Here is an 18,100-nt window from a genome sequence, read left to right as displayed (position 1 = left end):
GTGGTGGGCGTGGGGAACGCCAAAGAGGTTGACGACTTCGCCGAGAGACTGCGGGCGCTGAAGGAGCGCTCGGGCCGCAGCTACGGCTCGCTGGCCACACGACTGCACGTCAGCACGTCCACGCTGCACCGCTACTGCAACGGCGACGCGGTCCCGGCGGAGTACGCCTCCGTCGAGCGCTTCGCCCGGCTGTGCGGCGCCACCCCGGAGGAACTGCTCGCCCTCCACCGCCGCTGGATCCTCGCGGACGCCTCCAGACACCGCGCACGCGAGGCCGACCGCCGGGCCGCGGACGGCACCGCGCCCGAACCCCAGGCGGACGCGCGGCGCGGTGACGGTGAGCCGCGCCTGTCAGCCGACGCACGAGAAGGCGACGACGACCCGTCGGACACCTCTGGGACCGCCGCCGCCACGCCCGGCGCCCGCCCGGGCGCCGACCGCCACCGGGGGCACGTGGCCGCCTCCGTCCCGGGCCCGGTGACAGACACTCCCCGGGGCGCGGCGGCTCCGACCGGCCCGGCCGGAGACGGCACCGGGCCGGAAGCGGGTGGGCGCTCCCGCGACGCTCAGCCGTACGCGGCAGCCGATGCGCGCCAAGACACCGCCGATGAACGGCAGAGCACCGCCGATGAACGACAGAGCACCGCCACCCCGGCCGACGCTTCGAGGACTACGCCGACGTCCGGCGTCCCGGCCGCACACCGTGGCGGGGCCGCGCACCAGGACGGAGACCCGAGGCACCCGCACCAACGCGGCGACACCGGGGACACCGCGGACACCACCGAGCGCGGCGACAGTGCCCTGGCGCCGTCCGCGGCCCCCGGGCAGGCCCAGCCCCACGCCGCGCCCTCGGACAAGACCGTGCCCAGGGGCAACACCAGATCCGTCGCCACCGCGCGGAGGCGGTTGCGGGCCGTGTCGGGGAGCGACGACGGCACCGCCGTCGTGTCACGGGCGCGGCGGCCGTGGGCGTTATTGGCCGGGGCCGCCGCCGTCGTCGTGCTCGCCGTCACCGCGGTCGAGGTACGGCCGCCCGGCGACGGCGACCGTAAGGACGCGGCGGCCTCACCACCCTCCGCCGCCCCCTCGTCCACGCCGCACGCCGGGCCGACCGCCCGCGGACATCTGGACCGTCAGAAGACGGACGGTGACGACGCGTCCGGCGCACCGCGCAACGACGACAGGGACGGTAAGGGCGAGCGCGGCAAGGGGCAGAGAGCCAATGGGGGCGCCTCCGGCTCTCCCGCGCCCGGCTCCTCCAAGGACCCGGACGGCGGCGGCTCCACCCAGGTCCCGCTCACCCTCTCCACCCGTTCCCATGTCTGGGAGAACGGCTGCGGCCACCGCTATCTCATCGACCGGTCCCCGTCCCAGGTCGCCCCGCCGCCCACCGAGCAGGACGCCCCGACCTGGGCCGCCGCCCATGGCGCGGTGCACGGCGGGACCACCAATGTCGAGGTCACGGTGCAGGGCCGCGCCTCGTCGGCCGTTGTCCTCCAGGCCCTGCACGTACGGGTCGTGGGCCGCCGCACCCCGCTCGCGTGGTCGTCGTTCGCCATGGACAACGGCTGCGGGGGCTCCCTCACCCCGCGCGCCTTCTCGGTGAATCTGGACGCCGCCCGTCCGCTGGCCCGCCCCACCGAGGGCAACGACGCGGGCAAGCCGATCCCCGCCGTCCACTTCCCCTACCGCGTCTCGGCCTCCGACCCGGAGGTGCTGCTCGTCAACGCCCGGACGGCCGGTTGCGACTGCAGCTGGTACCTGGAGCTGGACTGGTCGAGCGGCGGCCGCTCGGGGACACTGCGGATCGACGACCACGGCTCGCCGTTCCGTACCAGCAGCATCAAGGGACGCCCCCAATACGCCTACGACTACACCGACGGCTCCTGGCACACGAGCGAGTGAGCACTGGCAGCGCCGCCGCCCCACCCACTGGCTCCACCGGCGACGCCATGTCACTCCACCGTCGTCGTCAGCCGCAGCGCCGCGTCCCGGACATCCGCGTGCGGATGTCCGCGCAGCGAGCGCACCCGCTCCCGCCAGGGCTCCGCCCATTCCGTACGCGCCCCGCCCACCTCGGTGAGGGTCGCGGCGAACAGCCCGGAGGCGTGGCCTCCGTCCTCGTCGAGCTGTCCCGCGGCGCGCAGCAGACCGGCGTCGGAGCCCGGCCGCAGCGCGGTGTTCAGCCGTCGGCGCAGGGCGTCGGCGGTATGGACGGCGAGCGCGGGGCGGGTGGTGTGCAGCCGGGCGAGCCGGGCCAGCCCGGCGGACAGCGGGCCGGGGCGGGCGTCCAGGTCGAGGGCGTTCACCAGCACATGCGCGGCCTCCTGGACGAACGTCTCGTATCCGGCGAGGAGTTCACCGGCGGCCCGCGCGGTGCGCCGGGTCACCCGGGGCCGCATCCGGGCCCGGGTGGCGAGCCCGTCGACGAGATGCCGGATGCGGCGCCGGGCGGGGCGGTCCCGGTCCGGTTCGGCGTCGGGGCCGCCGGGCCGGGCGTCGGCGGTGACGAGCGCGGCGAGCGCCCAGGCCAGCGGGTTGTCGCCGGGCGACCCGTCGGGGGCCGCGGCCATCAGGTCCAGCAGGGCGTCGGCGGCGGGCCGCCAGCTCGCCCGGTTGCCCAGGTCGGTGACGGCCGCGACCAGCACGGCCGCCGCGTCCGGGGCCCACGGTGACCACCCGGCCAGCGCCCCGTATCCGGCCGCCGCCACCTCGGGGTCGTCGGTGTCGCAGACGACGCGTATGAGCTGGGCGTAGCGGCCGCGGTGCGCCTCGGGGAGGTCCAGCGGGCGGGTGCGCAGCACGGCGTGGCGCAGTTCGCGCCGTCCGCTCGCGGCGGCGGTCAGCAGCTCCCAGGAGCGTTCGGCGTCGAGCGGCCCGGTGGCGAAGGCGACGCAGGCGGCCTGCACATCGGGGTGCTGGCCGGGCAGTGCGAAGGCGTCGGCGAGCAGCGCGGCGGCGTCGGTCACCGGGAGCAGGGTGGCGGCGAGCCGGACGGCCTCCTTACGGCTGGTGACCTTCGCCGGCACGGGCGGTACGGCCGTGGCGACTCCGTCCGGCGCGAGCACCCCGCGCACCAGCCGCCCCAGCCGTGACGGCTCGGCGTATCGGGCCGCTCTGGTGGCCGCGTACACCGCCACCCGGGCCCGGTCGCCGCCCGCGTGGGCGAGCAGGGCGGGCAGGGCGTCCGCGGGGCGGTCGGTCCGGGCGAGGGCGGCGAGCGCGGCCTCGGCCAGGACCACATCCGAGGCATCGGCCAGGACCACATCCGGGGCGTCGGCCCAAATCCGGACGGTGGCCGCGCCGGTGCCGGGGATCAGCGCGGCGTCGGCGACGGCGGCCGCCCGCTGCTGCGGCCGCAGGGAGGTGTCGGCGGCGGCGCGGTCCAGGAGGCGGGCTGCTGCGGCCTGTTGGCGGGGCAGCCAGCGGCCGGTGTCCCGGCCGGTGGGCGGGGTCCAGTGGGTGCCGGACGTCAGAAAGCGGCCGTACGGCGGGGTGTCGTCGAGGACGAGGTCGAGCAGATCGGTGCGACGGCGGGTCAGCACGGCCAGGACGGGCGGCAGCACGGCCGCCGAGGGCTCGTGGGTCAGCAGCTCGGCCACGCGGTCGTCCCGCTCCGCCGGTGGCTCCAGCCACAGCCCGATGGCGGTGCGGACCGTCGCATCGCTGCCGAACGAGATGGCCTGCCACAGGAGTTCCTGCAGCTCAGGGAGGGCGTGAGCGCGTCGGCCGAGGGATCGGGCGAGGGCGAAGGTCAGCTCGTGGTCGACCCGTTCGGCGCCCGCCTCCAGCCAGGGCCGCAGCGCCTCGAACACCGCCTGCTCCTGGCCGCGCCGCAACTGGTGGTCGAGGCGGCCCAGATCTGCGGCGCCGACGCTGCCCGCGAGCCGGGTGAGGGTGCGCAGCGCCCAGCCCAGGAGCTGCCGCCGCCCGGTGACGGCGTGTTCGCGCAGCAGCGCCACGGCGAGGTGGCGCAGCGCCTGGCGGGTGGCGGAGGACGAGTCGCGGACGGAGATCGCCTCGGCGGCGATGCGGTCCAGGTGCTCGGCGGCGTCGTCGGTGAACAGCGCGGGATGGGTGCGGGTGAGCGCGCCGAGCGCGGCGGAGCGGACCGGGTCCTGTTCGTTGCGCAGCCGCTCCAGCAGCTGCAGCAGGTCGGTGAGGGCATCCGGGTCGCCGGAACGGGCGACGCACTGGATCAGCAGCGGATAGGCCAGGGCGCGCTCCTCGGCCGAGGAGCGGCGCACGGCGGCCAGCAGCTCCTCGCGCGCCTCCTCGACCGGCAGATGGGCCACCGACTCCAGCACGGTGGTCCAGGACGCGCCGCGCTCGCGCGCCTGGGCGGCCATCCGGCGGGCCTCGGCCTGGCGGCGGGGGCGCGGCAGGACTTCGAGTACGGCGGGTTCGACGACGGCGTGGGCGGGGTCGCCTCCGTCGGTGGCCGCGTCGTAGAACGCGGCGCGGCGGGCGGGCGGCAGCGCGGCCAGCAGCCGGGCGAGGGCGTCGGCGTCGTGCCGCAGGGCCCGGCCCAGTTCGGCGAGCTCGGGCGGGTCGGCGCGGACGATGCGGCGCAGCACGGCCCGGTCCAGCCGGCGCCGGGTGCCGCTGTGCTCGGGGGCGAGCAGCAGCCGCAGCGTGGCGCCGGGCTCGGCGGCCACCAGCGCGGACAGCCGGGCCCGTACGGAGGCGGGCAGCGGGCCGTGGCAGTGGTCCTCCAGCAGTTCCAGCACCCGCTGCGGCTCTACGGGCGCGGCGAGCGCGACACAGGGCGAGTAACGGGTCCACCAGTCGGTGCGCAGCGGTGCGGGCAGCGCGGTGAGTTGGCGCGCCGCCTCGTCCAGGACGGCGACCGGATGGCGGGAGACGAGGGGCCGCCAGGCGCGGACGGCGTGGAACAGCCCGGGCAGCAGCCGCGCCACGGTCTCCGCGCCGCATCCGGGGAGCAGGCGGGCGGCCTCGCCGTCGCCCCAGCGCTCCCGGTACGGCTCGATCAGCCGGTCCGCGAGCGCGGTGCGCCGCCCGGCCACGACGGTGCGCGCCAGTTCGCGCCGTACGGTGGCGGGCGCGTCCTCGAAGGCCGCCTCCAGCGCGTCGTCCGCGATGGCGCCGGGTCCGCCGCGGCGGGCGGTGTCGAGGGCGCGGTGCCGCACTACGGGGTCCGGGTCCGCGAGCCGCGCCGCGAGATGGCCGGTCCGGCCACCGGCGGCCGCGGCCACGGCCGCCAGCCGCCGCTCGTACGTCCCGCGCCGCTCCAGCTCCTCGATCAGCGCACCCAACCGCCCCTCGGCACTGGCCGCCCTCGCCCGCCCGGCCAGCTCCCGCATCCGCCGCGGAAAGGGCAACGGATCGAGGACGGCGAGCAGCTCGTCGGCGAGGGCTCCGGGGGATTCGGGGCCGCGGTGGGCTTCCGGGCCACGGTGGGCTTCGGAGCCCACCTGGGCTTCGGGACCACGGTGGGGCTCGGGGCCGAGGTGGGCTTCGGGCCCACGGTCGGCTTCGGGGCCGCGGTGGGCTTCGGACGCGTTGACCATGCCAGGGATTGTGCCGCTCACACGTCCGATCACACGTCTCGCCGAAAAATGGTTTCCCGGAGCACCCGTCACGCCGGCCCCCGCGCCCGGCCGCGGTCGCTCGCGTCTCGCCCGCGCGTGCTGCAGTCCGGGCCGCGATGCACACGGCCTCTGCGACCCGCAGCCCGGCGCAGACCCCGGGCGCGCCCCGGTCGACCTCGCCGGGACCACCGGAACCACCCGGACCACCCGAACCACCCGAACCACCCAGACCACCCAGACCACCCAGACCACCCAGACCACCCAGACCACCGGAACCACCGAGGCACCCGCTCACCTCCCCGCCGCGCCCCCGGGCCTCCCCCACGCCGTGCGAGCGTGACCCGTGCCACTTACGCTCAGTGTGTGGGCCGGCCGGGTGCGTCGACGGATCCACCTCGGGACCGGCCACTTCGTCCGAGCCCGGAGGAGCCCATGCCGGAGCTGTTCATCGGCGGCCACTGGACGACCGCCCTCGACGGACACAGCCGCGAGATCCGCTGTCCGGCGGACGGCTCGCTGGTCGCCGTGGTCGACGAGGCGGGGCCGGGCGACGCCGCCGCCGCGGTGGCGGCCGCCCGGGACGCCTTCGACCGCGGATCGTGGCCGGGCACCCCGGCCGCCGACCGGGGCGGGCTGCTGCTGCGGGTGGCCGATCTGTTGGAGCGCGAGAAGACGACACTCGCCCGCGCCGAGTCCCTGGATACCGGGAAACGGATGGTCGAGAGCGAGTACGACCTCGACGACATCGCGAACTGCTTCCGCTACTTCGGCAACCTCGCCTCCTCTGCCGGCGCCGGCCGCGTGGTGGAGGTGGGCAGCCCGGAGATCGACAGCAGGGTGGTGCACGAACCGGTCGGGGTCTGTGTGCTGATCACGCCGTGGAACTACCCACTGCTGCAGACGGCTTGGAAGGTGGCGCCCGCGCTGGCCGCCGGGAACACCTTCGTCCTCAAGCCCAGCGAGCTGACCCCGCACACCGCGATCCATCTGATGCGGCTGCTGACGGAGGCCGGGCTGCCCGGTGGCGCCGGCAATCTGATCCTGGGTTCGGGGGCCACCGCGGGCGCGCCGCTGGTCACGGACGAACGGGTGGACATGGTGTCCTTCACCGGCGGGGTGGCCACCGGGCGCTGGATCATGTCGGCCGTCGCGCCGACCGTGAAGAAGCTGGCCCTGGAGCTGGGCGGCAAGAACCCCAATATCGTCTTCACCGACTGCGATTTCGACACCGCGGTCGACTACGCGCTCACGGCGGTGTTCCTGCACTCCGGGCAGGTCTGTTCGGCCGGTGCCCGGCTGCTGGTCCAGGAGCAGTTGCATGACGCGTTCGTCGACGAGATCGTCCACCGCGCCCGGAACATCCGGCTGGGCGGGCCGTTCGACGAGAACGCCCGCACCGGGCCGCTGATCTCCGCCGGGCACCGCCAGAAGATCATCGACTATGTGGCGGCGGGGATCGACGAGGGCGCGGTGCTGCGCTGCGGCGGGGCCCCGCCCGACGATCCGGACCTGGAGAAGGGCTACTACTTCCTGCCGACCGTCCTGGACGACTGCACCCCGGACATGTCCGTGGTGCAGGAGGAGTCCTTCGGCCCGGTGCTCACCGTGGAGCGGTTCCGGGACGAGGACGAGGCGGTGGCGCTCGGCAATGACACGGTGTACGGCCTGGCGGGCGGGGTGTGGACGCAGGACGCGGAGAAGGCGCAGCGGGTGGCGTCCCGACTGCGGGCCGGGACCGTATGGATCAACGACTTCCATCCGTATGTCCCACAGGCCGAGTGGGGCGGGATGAAACAGTCCGGTATCGGCCGTGAGCTGGGCCCGTCGGGGCTGCACGAGTACCAGGAGCTCAAGCACGTCTGGCGCAACACCGCGCCCCGTCCGCAGCGGTGGTTCGAATGACGGCGAGCGAGTCGGCAGGACCGCCGTCGAAGCCCAAGCCGGAGGGTTCGCACGACGACGACTCGCTCGCCGAACTCGGCTACCGCCCGGAGCTCAAGCGCACCCTGGGCAACTTCCACACGTTCGCCGCCGGGATCAGCTACATCTCCATCCTGACCGGCACCTTCCAGCTCTTCTACTTCGGTGTCGCGCACGGCGGCCCGGCGTACTGGTGGTCATGGCCGATGGTGTTCAGCGGGCAGCTGATGGTGGCGCTGAGCTTCGCCGAGCTGGCCGGCCGCTATCCGGTGGCCGGTTCGGTCTACAACTGGTCCAAGCTGCTGGGCGGTCCGCATGTGGGCTGGCTGGGCGGCTGGATGATGACGACGGCCTCGATGGTGTCGCTGGCGGCCGTGGCGCTCGCGTATCAGGTGACGCTGCCGCAGATCTCCTCGCTGTTCCAGTTCATCGGCGACGGCTCCACCGGGACCGAGCGCGCGGCCAACGCGGTGCTGCTCGGCAGTGTGCTGATCCTGTTCACCATGATGGTCAACGGCTTCGGGGTGAAGCTGATGGCCCGTATCAACTCCGCGGGCGTGGCCATCGAGCTGATCGCCACGGTCGTGCTGATCCTGCTGCTGGCCGCGAACATCGCCCGCGGCCCGTCCGTGGCGCTGGACACCTTCGGCCATGGCCAGGGTCAATCGCTGGGCTATCTGGGCGCGTTCCTCACCGCCTCGCTCGCCTCGGCGTATGTGATGTACGGCTTCGACACGGCGTCCTCGCTGGGCGAGGAGTCCGTGGACCCGGGCCGTAACGCGCCGCGCGCCATCCTGCGGGCACTGGTGGCGTCGTTCGCCCTCGGCGGGCTCATCCTGCTCTTCGCGCTCATGGCGGTGCCCGATCCGCGCGACAAACGGCTGGCGGCGGACGGTCTGCAGTTCGTGGTGCTCTCCGCGCTCGGCCACGGCGTGGGCCTGATGGTGCTGTGGTGCGTGGTCATCGCGATCACCGTATGCGCGCTGGCCGTGCACACCGCCGCCATCCGGCTGATGTTCGCCATGGCCCGGGACAACAACCTGCCCGGCGGCTCCCGGCTGGCCCGGGTCCATCCGCGGTTCCAGACCCCGCTGTTGCCGGCGGTCCTGATCGGGCTGGTGGCCATCGCGATCCTGGTCCTCAACATCAACCAGCCGCAGATCTTCTCCGTGGTCACCAGCATCGCGATCATCATGATCTATTTCGCGTATCTGATGGTCACCCTGCCCATGCTGGTACGGCGGCTGAGGGGCCAATGGCGCCCGGCCGAGGGCCGCTTCTCGCTGGGGCGGCTGGGGCTGCCGGTCAATGTGCTGGCCGTGCTGTGGGGCACCGCGATGACCGTCAACCTCGCCTGGCCCCGGGCCCAGGTCTACAACGCCACCGGACCGCAGCACTGGTATCTGCGCTGGGGGGCGGTCCTGTTCGTCGGCCTGGTCGCACTGGGCGGCTTCACCTACTACTGGTTCGTCCAGCGGACCCGTACGGGTGTGATCGCCGAACACGCGGCCGCCACCACCCCGTGAGGAGAGGCCCGTGGACCAGTTCGACTACGTGGTGGTCGGCGGCGGTACGGCCGGATCGGTGGTCGCGTCGCGGCTGTCCGAGGACCCCTCGGTGAGCGTCTGCCTGCTGGAGGCGGGCCCGTCCGACGTCGGGGACGACAACATCCTGCGGCTGAACCGCTGGATGGGGCTGCTGGGCTCCGGCTACGACTGGGACTACCCGGTCGAACCGCAGGAGAAGGGCAACAGCTTTCTGCGCCACGCCCGCGCCAAGGTGCTCGGCGGCTGCTCCTCGCACAACTCCTGCATCGCCTTCTGGGCCCCCGCCGAGGATCTCGACGAATGGGCCGCCATGGGCCTGGACGGCTGGTCGGCCGCCGACTGCTTCCCGCTCTACCGGCGCCTGGAGGACAACGACGCGCCCGGCGACCACCACGGCCGCGGCGGCCCGGTCCGGATCCGCACCGTGCCGCCCGAGGACCCGTGCGGCCGGGCGGCGCTGGCGGCCTGCGAGGAGGCGGGCATCCCGATCGCCCCGTTCAACACCGGGACGACGGTGGTGTGCGGCGCCAACTGGTTCCAGATCAACGCCCGCGAGGACGGCACCCGCTGCTCCGCCTCGGTCGCCTATCTCCACCCCGTCATGGACTCCCGGCCCCATCTGGACGTGCGCACCGGACTGCAGGCCAAGCGGCTGGTCCTGGACGAGAACCTGCGCTGTACCGGCGTCGAGTACCTCTCCCCCGATCTGATCCACACCCTGCGGGTGCACGCCCGGCGCGAGGTCATCGTCTCCTGCGGCGCCATCGACACCCCGAAGCTGCTGATGCTCTCCGGTATCGGCCCCGCCGCACATCTGCGGGAGACGGGGGTGGAGGTGCTCGTGGACTCCCCCGGGGTCGGTGGCAACCTTCAGGACCACCCCGAGGGCGTCATCATGTGGAACGCCGAGCAACCCATGATCAACACCTCCACCCAGTGGTGGGAGATCGGCATCTTCGCCGCCACCGAGCCCGATCTGGACCGCCCGGACCTGATGTTCCACTACGGCGCGACGCCCTTCGACCTGAACACCTACCGGCGTGGCTACCCCACCTCGGAGAACGCCTTCTGCCTCACCCCGAACGTCACCCGCGCCCGCTCCCGGGGCACCGTACGGCTGGCCACCCGCGACTTCCGCGACAAGGCGCGCGTCGACCCCCGCTACTTCACCGACCCCTACGACATCGACATGATGACCCGCGGTCTGCTGCTCGCCCGCAAGATCGCCGCCCGGCCCGCGCTGGCCCTGTGGGCGGGCGCCGAACTGGCCCCCGGGCCCGATGTGCACAGCAGCGACGAGCTGGCCGCCTACATCCGCGAGACCCACAACACCGTCTACCACCCGGCGTGCACCGTGCCGATGGGCGCACCCGACGACCCGGACGCCCCGCTCGATCCGCGGCTGAGGGTCAAGGGTGTGACGGGGCTGCGGGTCGCGGACGGCTCGGTGATGCCGTATCTCACCGCCGTCAATCCGTGCATCACGACGATGATGATCGGCGAGAAGTGCGCGGACATGATCAAGCGAGGGCATCCCTGACCAGCGGTGTTCTGTTCGGGTAGGGGCAGGTCGCAGCCTGCGGGCGTGCGATGGGGCCGTCGTCGGGGGCGGGCGGCGGGGCGGGGCGGGTCAGGCCACCGGGTTCTCCAGCAGGGTGACCCGGTTGCCATCAGGGTCCTCCAGGGCTGCGATCCGGGTGCGCTGACCGCCGGTCCGCACCGGTCCCGCGGTCAGGCCATGCTCAGCGAGCTCGGCCAGGGCCCGGTCCAGATCAGGCACCTCCAGATTGAGCAGCGTCGAACCGGCGTGCTCCGCATCTTCGAAAACCTGAAGCCAACCGCCCTCAGTGAGATGCCAGTCGGCCAGCGACGGCATGGGCCGGGTGTCCGCCGGGCGCCCCAGCAGCCGTTCGTACCAAGCCACCGCGATGTCGATGTCCCGTACGGGAGCGACCATCAGGACCCGCGCGACGTGCATGGGGATCACCTGCTTCCAGAGTGCGATGTCCGTGCTTCCTCCTCTACAGACGGCAGACGAACCCGGAACTCATCGCAACACGTTCTCCATCACGCTCCGAGGGGGCGGTGCGGGAGCTCCGTCGCGCTGCGGAATCTCCCCGGCCGCGGGATCCCCCGGCTACGAGGATCTCTCCCGGCTACGGGCGCCACTGCGGGCCCGTGCCGGCCCCCTCGGCACGACCGCCTCGATCTTCGCCCGGATCTCCCGCATCACCTCGACGATCCGCTCCTCCCGCCCCTCCGTCAGCCGGGCCGTCGGCACGGAGCAGCTGATCGCGTCCACCGCCGGAACGTCGTACCGCAGGGCGAAGCCGAAGCCCACGATGCCCAGGACCCCCTCCTCCCGGTCGACCGCGTGGCCCCGCTCCCGTACCCGCGCCAGATCGGCGACGAGCGCGGCGCGGGTGCGGTGGGTGTTGGGCGTCATCGGCGCCAACTCCTCACCCCACAGCGGGAGTTCGCCGTCGATCCGCTCGGCGAGCAGCGCCTTCCCCAGCGCCCCCACATGCGCCGGGAGCCGCCGCCCGACACGGCTGAACGGGCGCAGGTACTCATGCGACTCACGCGTGGCGAGATAGACGACATCGCCGCCGTCCAGCCGGGCGAGGTGAATGGTCTCGCCCAGCGCGTCGGACGCCTCGTCCAGATACGGCCGCGCCGCCCGCACCCGTGGATCGCTGTCCAGATAGCTGGTGCCGGTGAGCAGCGCGCGGATGCCGATCCCGTACAGCGAGCCGGTGACGTCGGTACGCACCCAGCCGCGGTCGATCAGGGTCTTGAGGAGGGCGTACATACTGCTGCGCGGGACGCCGAGCTCCTCGGCGAGCTCACGCAGCCTGGCCGGCTGGTCGCCGCGCGCGGCGAGCAGCTCCAGCAGTTCCACGGTGCGGCCTGCGGACTTCACCTCGCGCACCCCACCGGTTTCCGCCATGGCGCACATCGTAACCGTGGCCGCACACCTTGACGTTGAACCGATTCAACGCTTCCATCGTGAGGCGACCAAGCCTGGGAGCGCTCCCAGGTCACCCCCCGCACCCTCCCCCGAGAGGACCCCCATGCCCTCGATTGCGCACGTCTTACGCAGACTTTTACTGATTGTCATGACCGCGTCGCTTTGTGCGGTGGGGCTGAGCATCGGCGCCACCGCACGGGCAGCGGCCCTGGGGAACGGCTCGGTGACCGACCCCAACATCGTCTACACCGGCCGCTGGGACCTCGGATCCGCCACCGCCGCCGTCCCCAACTGGACCGGTGGCTACCTCCAGACGGCGTTCACCGGTACCACGGTGAAGATCAAGGCCCGGGAGGCGGTGAACTTCTACGCCAGCGTCGACGGGGGCCCGGACGTCTTCTACGCGGGCGTCAGGGGCACCGTCAATCTCACCCCGACCCCACTCCCCCAGGGCAATCACATCCTCCGTGTCTCCTACCGCTCCGGTGACACCGTCTTCCAGGGCCTGGTCCTCGACTCGGGCGCGGGCACGGTGGCCCCCCGCGTCCCATCCGGGCTCATCGAGTTCGTGGGCGACTCCATCACCGCGGGCGCCCTCACCGACCGGCTCGCGCTGGACTCGTACGGCTGGAAGACCGGCGAACGGCTCGGCATGCGGCACACCCAGATCGCCCGCTCCGGCTACTGCCTGGTCGGCAAGGGCGGCTGCGTGGGCCTCGCCGCCCAGTTCTTCAAGACGGCCTCCACCGGCGACCAGAACTGGGACTTCTCCCGCTACCAGGCGAGCGCGGTGGTCATCAACCTGGGCACCAACGACATCGGGCACGGCGTCACCGGCGCCGAGTTCCAGTCGGCGTACACCGCCCTCCTGCGCGACATCCGCGCGAAATACCCGAACGCCGCCCTCTTCGCCGTCCAGACCCTCAAGAAGCGCTATGTGGCGGAGACCAAGGCGGCCGTGAGCGCGCGCAACGGCGCGGGGGACGCGAAGGTGTCCTACGTCGACACCAGCGGCTGGCTCACCGACGGCACGGACTACGAGGACGGCAACGGCCACCCCAACGAGGCGGGCCACACCAAGTTCGCGAACCGCCTGGCCCCGGTCATCGCCGCGAAACTGGGCTCCGCACCCCTCAAGGCCGCCGCGCCCGGACGGCCGGGCGACCCCCACATCACCTTCAGCGGCCGCTGGGACACCAAGACCTCCGCCACCGCCTACACCCCCTACTGGGCGGGCGCCTACTTCCGCACCGGCTTCACCGGCCGCACGGTCAAGCTCGAACAGCGGGGCGCGATCGACCTGTGGGCCGCCATCGACGGCGGCCCGGCGACGTTCTACGACGAGGCCAAGGGCACGGTGAACCTCACCCCCACCCCGCTCGCCGCCGGAAACCACACACTTCAGGTCAACTACCAGGTGATAGCGGGCAGTTATCACGGTGACGCGGTCTTCCAGGGCCTGACCCTCGACAGCGGCGCCACCACCTTCACCCCGCCCACCCCGAAGAAGCTGATCGAATTCGTCGGCGACTCCATCACCGTCGGCACCACCACCTCGCAGAACGCCCGCACCGCCTACGGCTGGCTCATCGGCGAACGGCTCGGCGCCGACCACACCCAGATCGCCCAGGGCGGCGCCGCCCTCGTCGACACCGCCGACGACCGGATGAGCCTGGAGCAGCAGTTCACCAAGCTCAACCCGAACGCCGCCACGCCCGACTGGGACTTCTCCCGCTACCAGGCGCAGGCCGTCGTCATCAACCTCGGCACCAACGACGTGGGGCGCGGGGTGAGCTCGGCGCAGTTCCAGGCCTCGTACACCAGCCTCCTCCGTAAGGTCCGCACCGCCTACCCGAACGCCTGGATCTTCGCCCTGCGCACCTTCAGCGGCCGCTTCGGCACCGAGACCAAGGCCGCCGTGACCGCCTCCGGCGACGCGAGGTCGTCCTACATCGACACCACCGGCTGGCTCGCCCCCGACGATCTCTCGGACTCGGTCCACCCCAACGACAAGGGCCACCGCACCATCACCGACCGCCTGGCGCCGGTCATCTCTGCCAAGCTCCAGGCATGACCACGCCCCATTGCGTCGACCATGACCTCATCCAGGCCGCGACCCGGGTGGCGGCCGCGCGCAGCCGCGGCGACAACCACACCGTGGCGGCGGCGGCCCGCGACCGGGACGGGCGCGTCATCACCGCGATGAACGCGTACCACTTCACCGGCGGCCCCTGCGCCGAGCTCGTCGTCATCGGCGCGGCGGCCGCCCAGGGCGCGTACGACCTGGTGACCATGGTCGCCGTGGGCGACCGCGGCCGCGGGGTGATCCCTCCCTGCGGCCGCTGTCGCCAGGTGATGCTCGACTACTTCCCGGACCTGTGCGTCATCGTCGGCGCGGGCGGGCGCCCGCGCGCCGTGCCCGTCGCCGAGCTGCTCCCCGAGAGCTACCGCTGGCAGGACCACCAGGAGGACGACGGCCGGCAGGAGGACGACGGCCGGACCACCACGCCGTGACCGCGTCCCGCGTCTACCGCACGTGAGCCGCCACGACCCACGGTGACCAGCCGCTTGTCTCGTTTGGACGCCGGAGGGGGCGGTACTCGGGAGCCATGGTTCGATGGGGATACACGATGATGACCGAGCAGGCCGGACCACGTCAGCTCGTCGACGACGTGGTCCGGGCCGAGCAGGTCGGGTTCGACTTCTCGGTGACCTCCGACCACTACTTCCCGTGGCTGGACTCGCAGGGGCACGCCCCGTACGCCTGGAGCGTGCTTGGCGCCGCCGCGCAGGCCACGTCCTCGATCCCGCTGACGACGTATGTCACCTGCCCCACCGTGCGCTATCACCCGGCGGTGGTCGCGCAGAAGGCGGCGACGCTCCAGTTGCTGTCCGAGGGGCGGTTCCGGCTGGGGCTCGGGTCCGGTGAGAACCTGAACGAGCACGTGATCGGGCAGGGCTGGCCGTCGGCCGATGTGCGGCACGAGATGCTGGAAGAGGCGATCGAGATCATCCGGGCGCTGTTCGGCGGTGGCTATGTCACCCACCACGGCACCCACTACGACGTCGATTCGGCCAAGCTGTGGGATCTGCCGGACCAGCCGCCGCCCATCGGAGTGGCCGTCTCCGGGCCGCAGTCGTGCCGGCTGGCCGGGCGGCTGGCCGACATCCTGATCGCCACGGAGCCCAAGCCCGAGCTGGTGGGGGACTTCGAGCGCAACGGCGGTGGCGGGAAGCCCCGGATCGGCCAGATCCCGGTCTGTTACGACCCCGACCGGGACGCGGCGATCGCGCGCGCCCATGACCAGTTCCGCTGGTTCGGGAGCGGCTGGAAGGTCAACTCGGAGCTGCCGGGGCCCGCCTCCTTCGCGGGCGCGACCCAGTTCGTCCGGCCCGACGACGTGGCCGCCTCCATTCCGTGCGGCGATGACGTCGAGGAGTTCACGGAGCTGATCCGGCCGTTCGTCGACGCGGGCTTCACGGATGTCGCCCTCGTCCAGATCGGCGGTGACCACCAGCGGCCGTTCCTGGACTGGGCCGAGAAGCGGCTGCTGCCCGCGCTCAGGGAGCTGTAGGGGTCCCCGCGCGCCGTATGAAGAGCTGATGCAGATCGCGTACGGCGCGCGGGACGGAGCCCGAGCGGCGACGCTGGATCACCAGCAGCACCTCGGTGTCCTCGCCGTCCGCGAGCGGCCGGTGGGTGATCGCGCCACCGCGCTCCAGGGGGTCGCCGATGACGCTGAAGTCGGGGAGCACGGTGACGCCGAGCCCCTCGGCCACCATCAGCTTGCCCATCTCGGCGCCGTCGGTGGAGTACGAGAAGGACGGGGTGCGCCCGGCCAGCAGCCGGTGGATGAAGCGGTGCATGAGATAGCCGGAGCGCATCACGATCAGCGGCTCGCGCCCGTCCACCAGATCCGCCGCGCGCACCGTCGGGCGGGCGGCCAGCGGGCTGTCGGGGCGCAGGCAGACCACCGGGCGGCCGCGCAGCAACTCGGTGGTCTCGAGGTCCGGCGGGACGTCGTCCCCCCGGAGGTAGTTGACCAGGCCCAGGTCGACGCTGCCCTCCAGCAGCGCCCGGTGGATCTCGGTCTGCTGCGCGCCCACCACCTCGACCTGGGTCACCGGGTGACTGGCGCGGAACTCCCGGACGGCCGGGATCAGCAGCGGGACCGTCGCGGTGTTGACCGTGCCCAGCCGGATCATCCGGCTGACCCGGTGCTGGTCACCGGCGGCGTCGCGCAGCCGGTCCACGGCCTCGATGACGGTGGCGATATGCGGCAGCAACTCCCGTCCCTCCGCGCTGATCGTGGCGCCGGAGCGCTTGCGCTCCAGCAGATCCACGCCGAGTTCGCGTTCGAGATTGCGCACGGTCTCACTCAGCGCCGGCTGGGACAGATGCAGTTCCTCGGCGGCGCGGCGGAGGGAGCCGAGGCGGGTGACGGCGGCGATGTATTCGAGCTGTTCAATTCGCACACGGCGCACGATGCCCGCCCGGTGTGCCCGCTTCAAGGGGATCCCTATCACGGTCTCATGAATACCGACTCACTCCCCGGCCCGCGTCCCGGGTAATCTCGAAGCGGGCGCCGCGGAATTCCGTGGCCCGGCCCATGCGTCCGGGATATGGAATGGAGCCCGGGCCTTCTTGACCGGCAGGACTTCCCCCTGGTTGGATCGGTGACATGAAGCGACAGGACCTCACGCGGCGACGCCACGTCGACCTCGCGCGTGTCTCCAGCGCGTCCTGTTGCTGTCGGGCTTGACCTGACGTCGGGTCCGAGCGAGCCCTGAGGGATCGCCTCCGCTTCGCTCCCCGCCGCCTCCCATGATCGGGAAAGGCTTTTAGCCGCCGCCACCGAGGAAATGCGGCCGCGCTGTCCCGCCTTTGCGCCCATTCGCGCTGCCCGGTCTTTCCGCGCCCCGCCCCGGATGAATTCCGCTCGGCGCCGGGGCGCCGATTCGCCATGCCCGTATTCGCTCCACCGGGAGTTCCCCATGCCCGCAGAACCCCTCCGTTTCGCCTATTGGGTGCCCAATGTCAGCGGCGGACTGGTCACCAGCACCATCGAGCAGCGCACCGACTGGGGCTACGACTACAACCGCGATCTGGCCGTGGTCGCCGAGAACAACGGCTTCGACTACGCCCTCAGCCAGGTCCGCTACATGGCCAGTTATGGCGCCGAGTACCAGCACGAGTCGACCAGTTTCAGCCTCGCGCTGCTGCTGGCCACTCAGCGGCTGAAGGTCATCGCCGCCGTCCACCCCGGCCTGTGGCACCCGGGCGTCCTGGCCAAGCTGGGTGCCACCGCCGATCAGCTCTCCGACGGGCGGTTCGCGGTGAACGTCGTCAGCGGCTGGTTCAAGGGTGAGTTCACCGCGCTGGGCGAGCCCTGGCTGGAGCACGACGAGCGCTACCGCCGCTCCGAGGAGTTCATCCGGGCGCTGCGCGCGATCTGGACCGAGGACCACGCCGAACTGGCCGGGGACTTCTACCGGATCCGGGACTTCTCCCTCAAGCCCAAGCCGCTGAGCAGCCCCGGGCGCCCGCATCCGGAGATCTTCCAGGGCGGCAACTCCACCGCCGCCCGCGCCATGGCGGGCCGGGTCTCCGACTGGTACTTCAGCAACGGCAAGGACTTCGACGGCGTCACCGAGCAGATCGGCGACGTCCGCGCCGCGGCCGCCACCGTCGGCCGCCCGGCGCCCGGCTTCGCCCTCAACGCCTTCCTCATCGCCCGCGACACCGAGGCCGAGGCCCGCGAGACCCTGCGCGAGATCGTCGCCAAGGCCGACACCGAGGCCGTGGACGGCTTCCGCGGCGCCGTCCAGCAGGCGGGCCGGTCCACCGCCGACGGCAAGGGCATGTGGCAGGACTCCTCCTTCGAGGACCTGGTCCAGTACAACGACGGCTTCCGTACGGGGCTGATCGGCACCCCCGAACAGATCGCCGAGCGCATCGTCGCCTACAAGCGGCTCGGCGTGGACCTCTTCCTCCTGGGCTTCCTCCACTACCTGGAGGAGGTCGAGTACTTCGGCAAGCGGGTGCTGCCGCTGGTCCGCGAGCTGGAGGCGGAGCTGCCGGAGCCCGTGCCCGCGCTCAGCTGACCGCC

11 protein-coding genes and 1 pseudogene are annotated in these 18,100 nt (G+C 72.5%); 8 read left to right on the top strand and 4 right to left on the bottom strand.

The window, feature by feature from the left end; all coding sequences use genetic code 11:
* Positions 1-9 precede the first annotated feature (9 nt).
* Positions 10-1,905 (top strand): helix-turn-helix domain-containing protein, encoded by a 1,896-nt coding sequence (locus tag BLV72_RS50200; protein WP_244321050.1) that lies wholly within the window; start codon positions 10-12, stop codon positions 1,903-1,905.
* Positions 1,906-1,955: 50 nt separating this feature from the next.
* Here BLV72_RS50200 and BLV72_RS28765 read toward each other — a convergent pair whose 3' ends face one another.
* Entirely contained in the window at positions 1,956-5,531 is a 3,576-nt protein-coding gene (locus tag BLV72_RS28765; protein WP_244321048.1) for a hypothetical protein, read from the bottom strand.
* 453 nt (positions 5,532-5,984) lie between these two features.
* Between BLV72_RS28765 and BLV72_RS28760 the strand changes: the two genes are divergently transcribed.
* The 3 genes from BLV72_RS28760 to BLV72_RS28750 are packed head-to-tail and all read left to right on the top strand — an operon-like array spanning position 5,985 to position 10,559.
* Positions 5,985-7,454, top strand: a complete 1,470-nt coding sequence (locus tag BLV72_RS28760; RefSeq protein ID WP_093465870.1) for an aldehyde dehydrogenase family protein — start codon at positions 5,985-5,987, stop codon at positions 7,452-7,454.
* Positions 7,451-8,998: an APC family permease gene (locus tag BLV72_RS28755; protein WP_093465868.1), complete on the top strand. Its 1,548-nt coding sequence runs from the start codon at positions 7,451-7,453 to the stop codon at positions 8,996-8,998. The genes BLV72_RS28760 and BLV72_RS28755 overlap by 4 nt, the downstream gene beginning before the upstream one ends.
* Positions 8,999-9,008: 10 nt before the next feature.
* Entirely contained in the window at positions 9,009-10,559 is a 1,551-nt protein-coding gene (locus tag BLV72_RS28750) for a GMC family oxidoreductase (protein WP_093465866.1), read from the top strand.
* Between the two features lie 90 nt (positions 10,560-10,649).
* Here BLV72_RS28750 and BLV72_RS28745 read toward each other — a convergent pair whose 3' ends face one another.
* Both BLV72_RS28745 and BLV72_RS28740 read right to left on the bottom strand, forming a co-directional pair.
* Entirely contained in the window at positions 10,650-10,997 is a 348-nt protein-coding gene (locus BLV72_RS28745; RefSeq protein ID WP_093470599.1) for a VOC family protein, read from the bottom strand.
* 178 nt (positions 10,998-11,175) lie between these two features.
* Positions 11,176-11,969, bottom strand: a pseudogene (locus tag BLV72_RS28740) (IclR family transcriptional regulator).
* 169 nt (positions 11,970-12,138) lie between these two features.
* On the opposite strand from BLV72_RS28740, the gene BLV72_RS28735 reads away from it, so the two are divergent.
* From BLV72_RS28735 to BLV72_RS28725, 3 genes are all read left to right on the top strand, one after another.
* Positions 12,139-14,064 carry a GDSL-type esterase/lipase family protein gene (locus tag BLV72_RS28735; protein WP_244321046.1) on the top strand — a complete coding sequence of 642 codons (1,926 nt, stop codon included), beginning with the start codon at positions 12,139-12,141 and terminating at the stop codon, positions 14,062-14,064.
* The gene (locus tag BLV72_RS28730; protein WP_093465860.1) at positions 14,061-14,504 is read left to right on the top strand and encodes a cytidine deaminase family protein; all 444 of its coding nucleotides are present in this window, start codon (positions 14,061-14,063) and stop codon (positions 14,502-14,504) included. The genes BLV72_RS28735 and BLV72_RS28730 overlap by 4 nt, the downstream gene beginning before the upstream one ends.
* Positions 14,505-14,599: 95 nt before the next feature.
* Positions 14,600-15,565 (top strand): LLM class F420-dependent oxidoreductase, encoded by a 966-nt coding sequence (locus BLV72_RS28725; protein WP_093465859.1) that lies wholly within the window; start codon positions 14,600-14,602, stop codon positions 15,563-15,565.
* On the opposite strand, the gene BLV72_RS28720 is transcribed toward BLV72_RS28725, so the two are convergent.
* Positions 15,552-16,466 carry a LysR family transcriptional regulator gene (locus BLV72_RS28720; RefSeq protein WP_093470598.1) on the bottom strand — a complete coding sequence of 305 codons (915 nt, stop codon included), beginning with the start codon at positions 16,464-16,466 and terminating at the stop codon, positions 15,552-15,554. The two genes, BLV72_RS28725 and BLV72_RS28720, sit on opposite strands and share 14 nt — an antisense overlap.
* A 519-nt stretch (positions 16,467-16,985) precedes the next feature.
* Here BLV72_RS28720 and sfnG point away from each other — a divergent pair.
* On the top strand, positions 16,986-18,095 hold the full coding sequence (gene sfnG / locus BLV72_RS28715) for a dimethylsulfone monooxygenase SfnG (RefSeq protein ID WP_093465857.1): 1,110 nt from the start codon (positions 16,986-16,988) through the stop codon (positions 18,093-18,095).
* The last annotated feature ends 5 nt before the right edge of the window (positions 18,096-18,100 follow it).

This window comes from Streptomyces melanosporofaciens, assembly GCF_900105695.1.
GTDB classification, from domain to species: Bacteria; Actinomycetota; Actinomycetes; order Streptomycetales; family Streptomycetaceae; genus Streptomyces; species Streptomyces antimycoticus.
Note: the sequence above shows the minus strand (reverse complement) of the source record. Positions and strands in the feature narration are given on the sequence as shown.

Coding starts and splice junctions, on each gene's coding strand:
- BLV72_RS28725 (WP_093465859.1), top strand. CDS start 14,600: ATGGTTCGATGGGGATACACGATGATGACCGAGCAGGCCGGACCACGT.
- BLV72_RS28730 (WP_093465860.1), top strand. CDS start 14,061: ATGACCACGCCCCATTGCGTCGACCATGACCTCATCCAGGCCGCGACC.
- BLV72_RS28765 (WP_244321048.1), bottom strand. CDS start 5,531: ATGGTCAACGCGTCCGAAGCCCACCGCGGCCCCGAAGCCGACCGTGGG.
- BLV72_RS28735 (WP_244321046.1), top strand. CDS start 12,139: ATGACCGCGTCGCTTTGTGCGGTGGGGCTGAGCATCGGCGCCACCGCA.
- BLV72_RS28760 (WP_093465870.1), top strand. CDS start 5,985: ATGCCGGAGCTGTTCATCGGCGGCCACTGGACGACCGCCCTCGACGGA.
- BLV72_RS28745 (WP_093470599.1), bottom strand. CDS start 10,997: ATGCACGTCGCGCGGGTCCTGATGGTCGCTCCCGTACGGGACATCGAC.
- sfnG (WP_093465857.1), top strand. CDS start 16,986: ATGCCCGCAGAACCCCTCCGTTTCGCCTATTGGGTGCCCAATGTCAGC.
- BLV72_RS28755 (WP_093465868.1), top strand. CDS start 7,451: ATGACGGCGAGCGAGTCGGCAGGACCGCCGTCGAAGCCCAAGCCGGAG.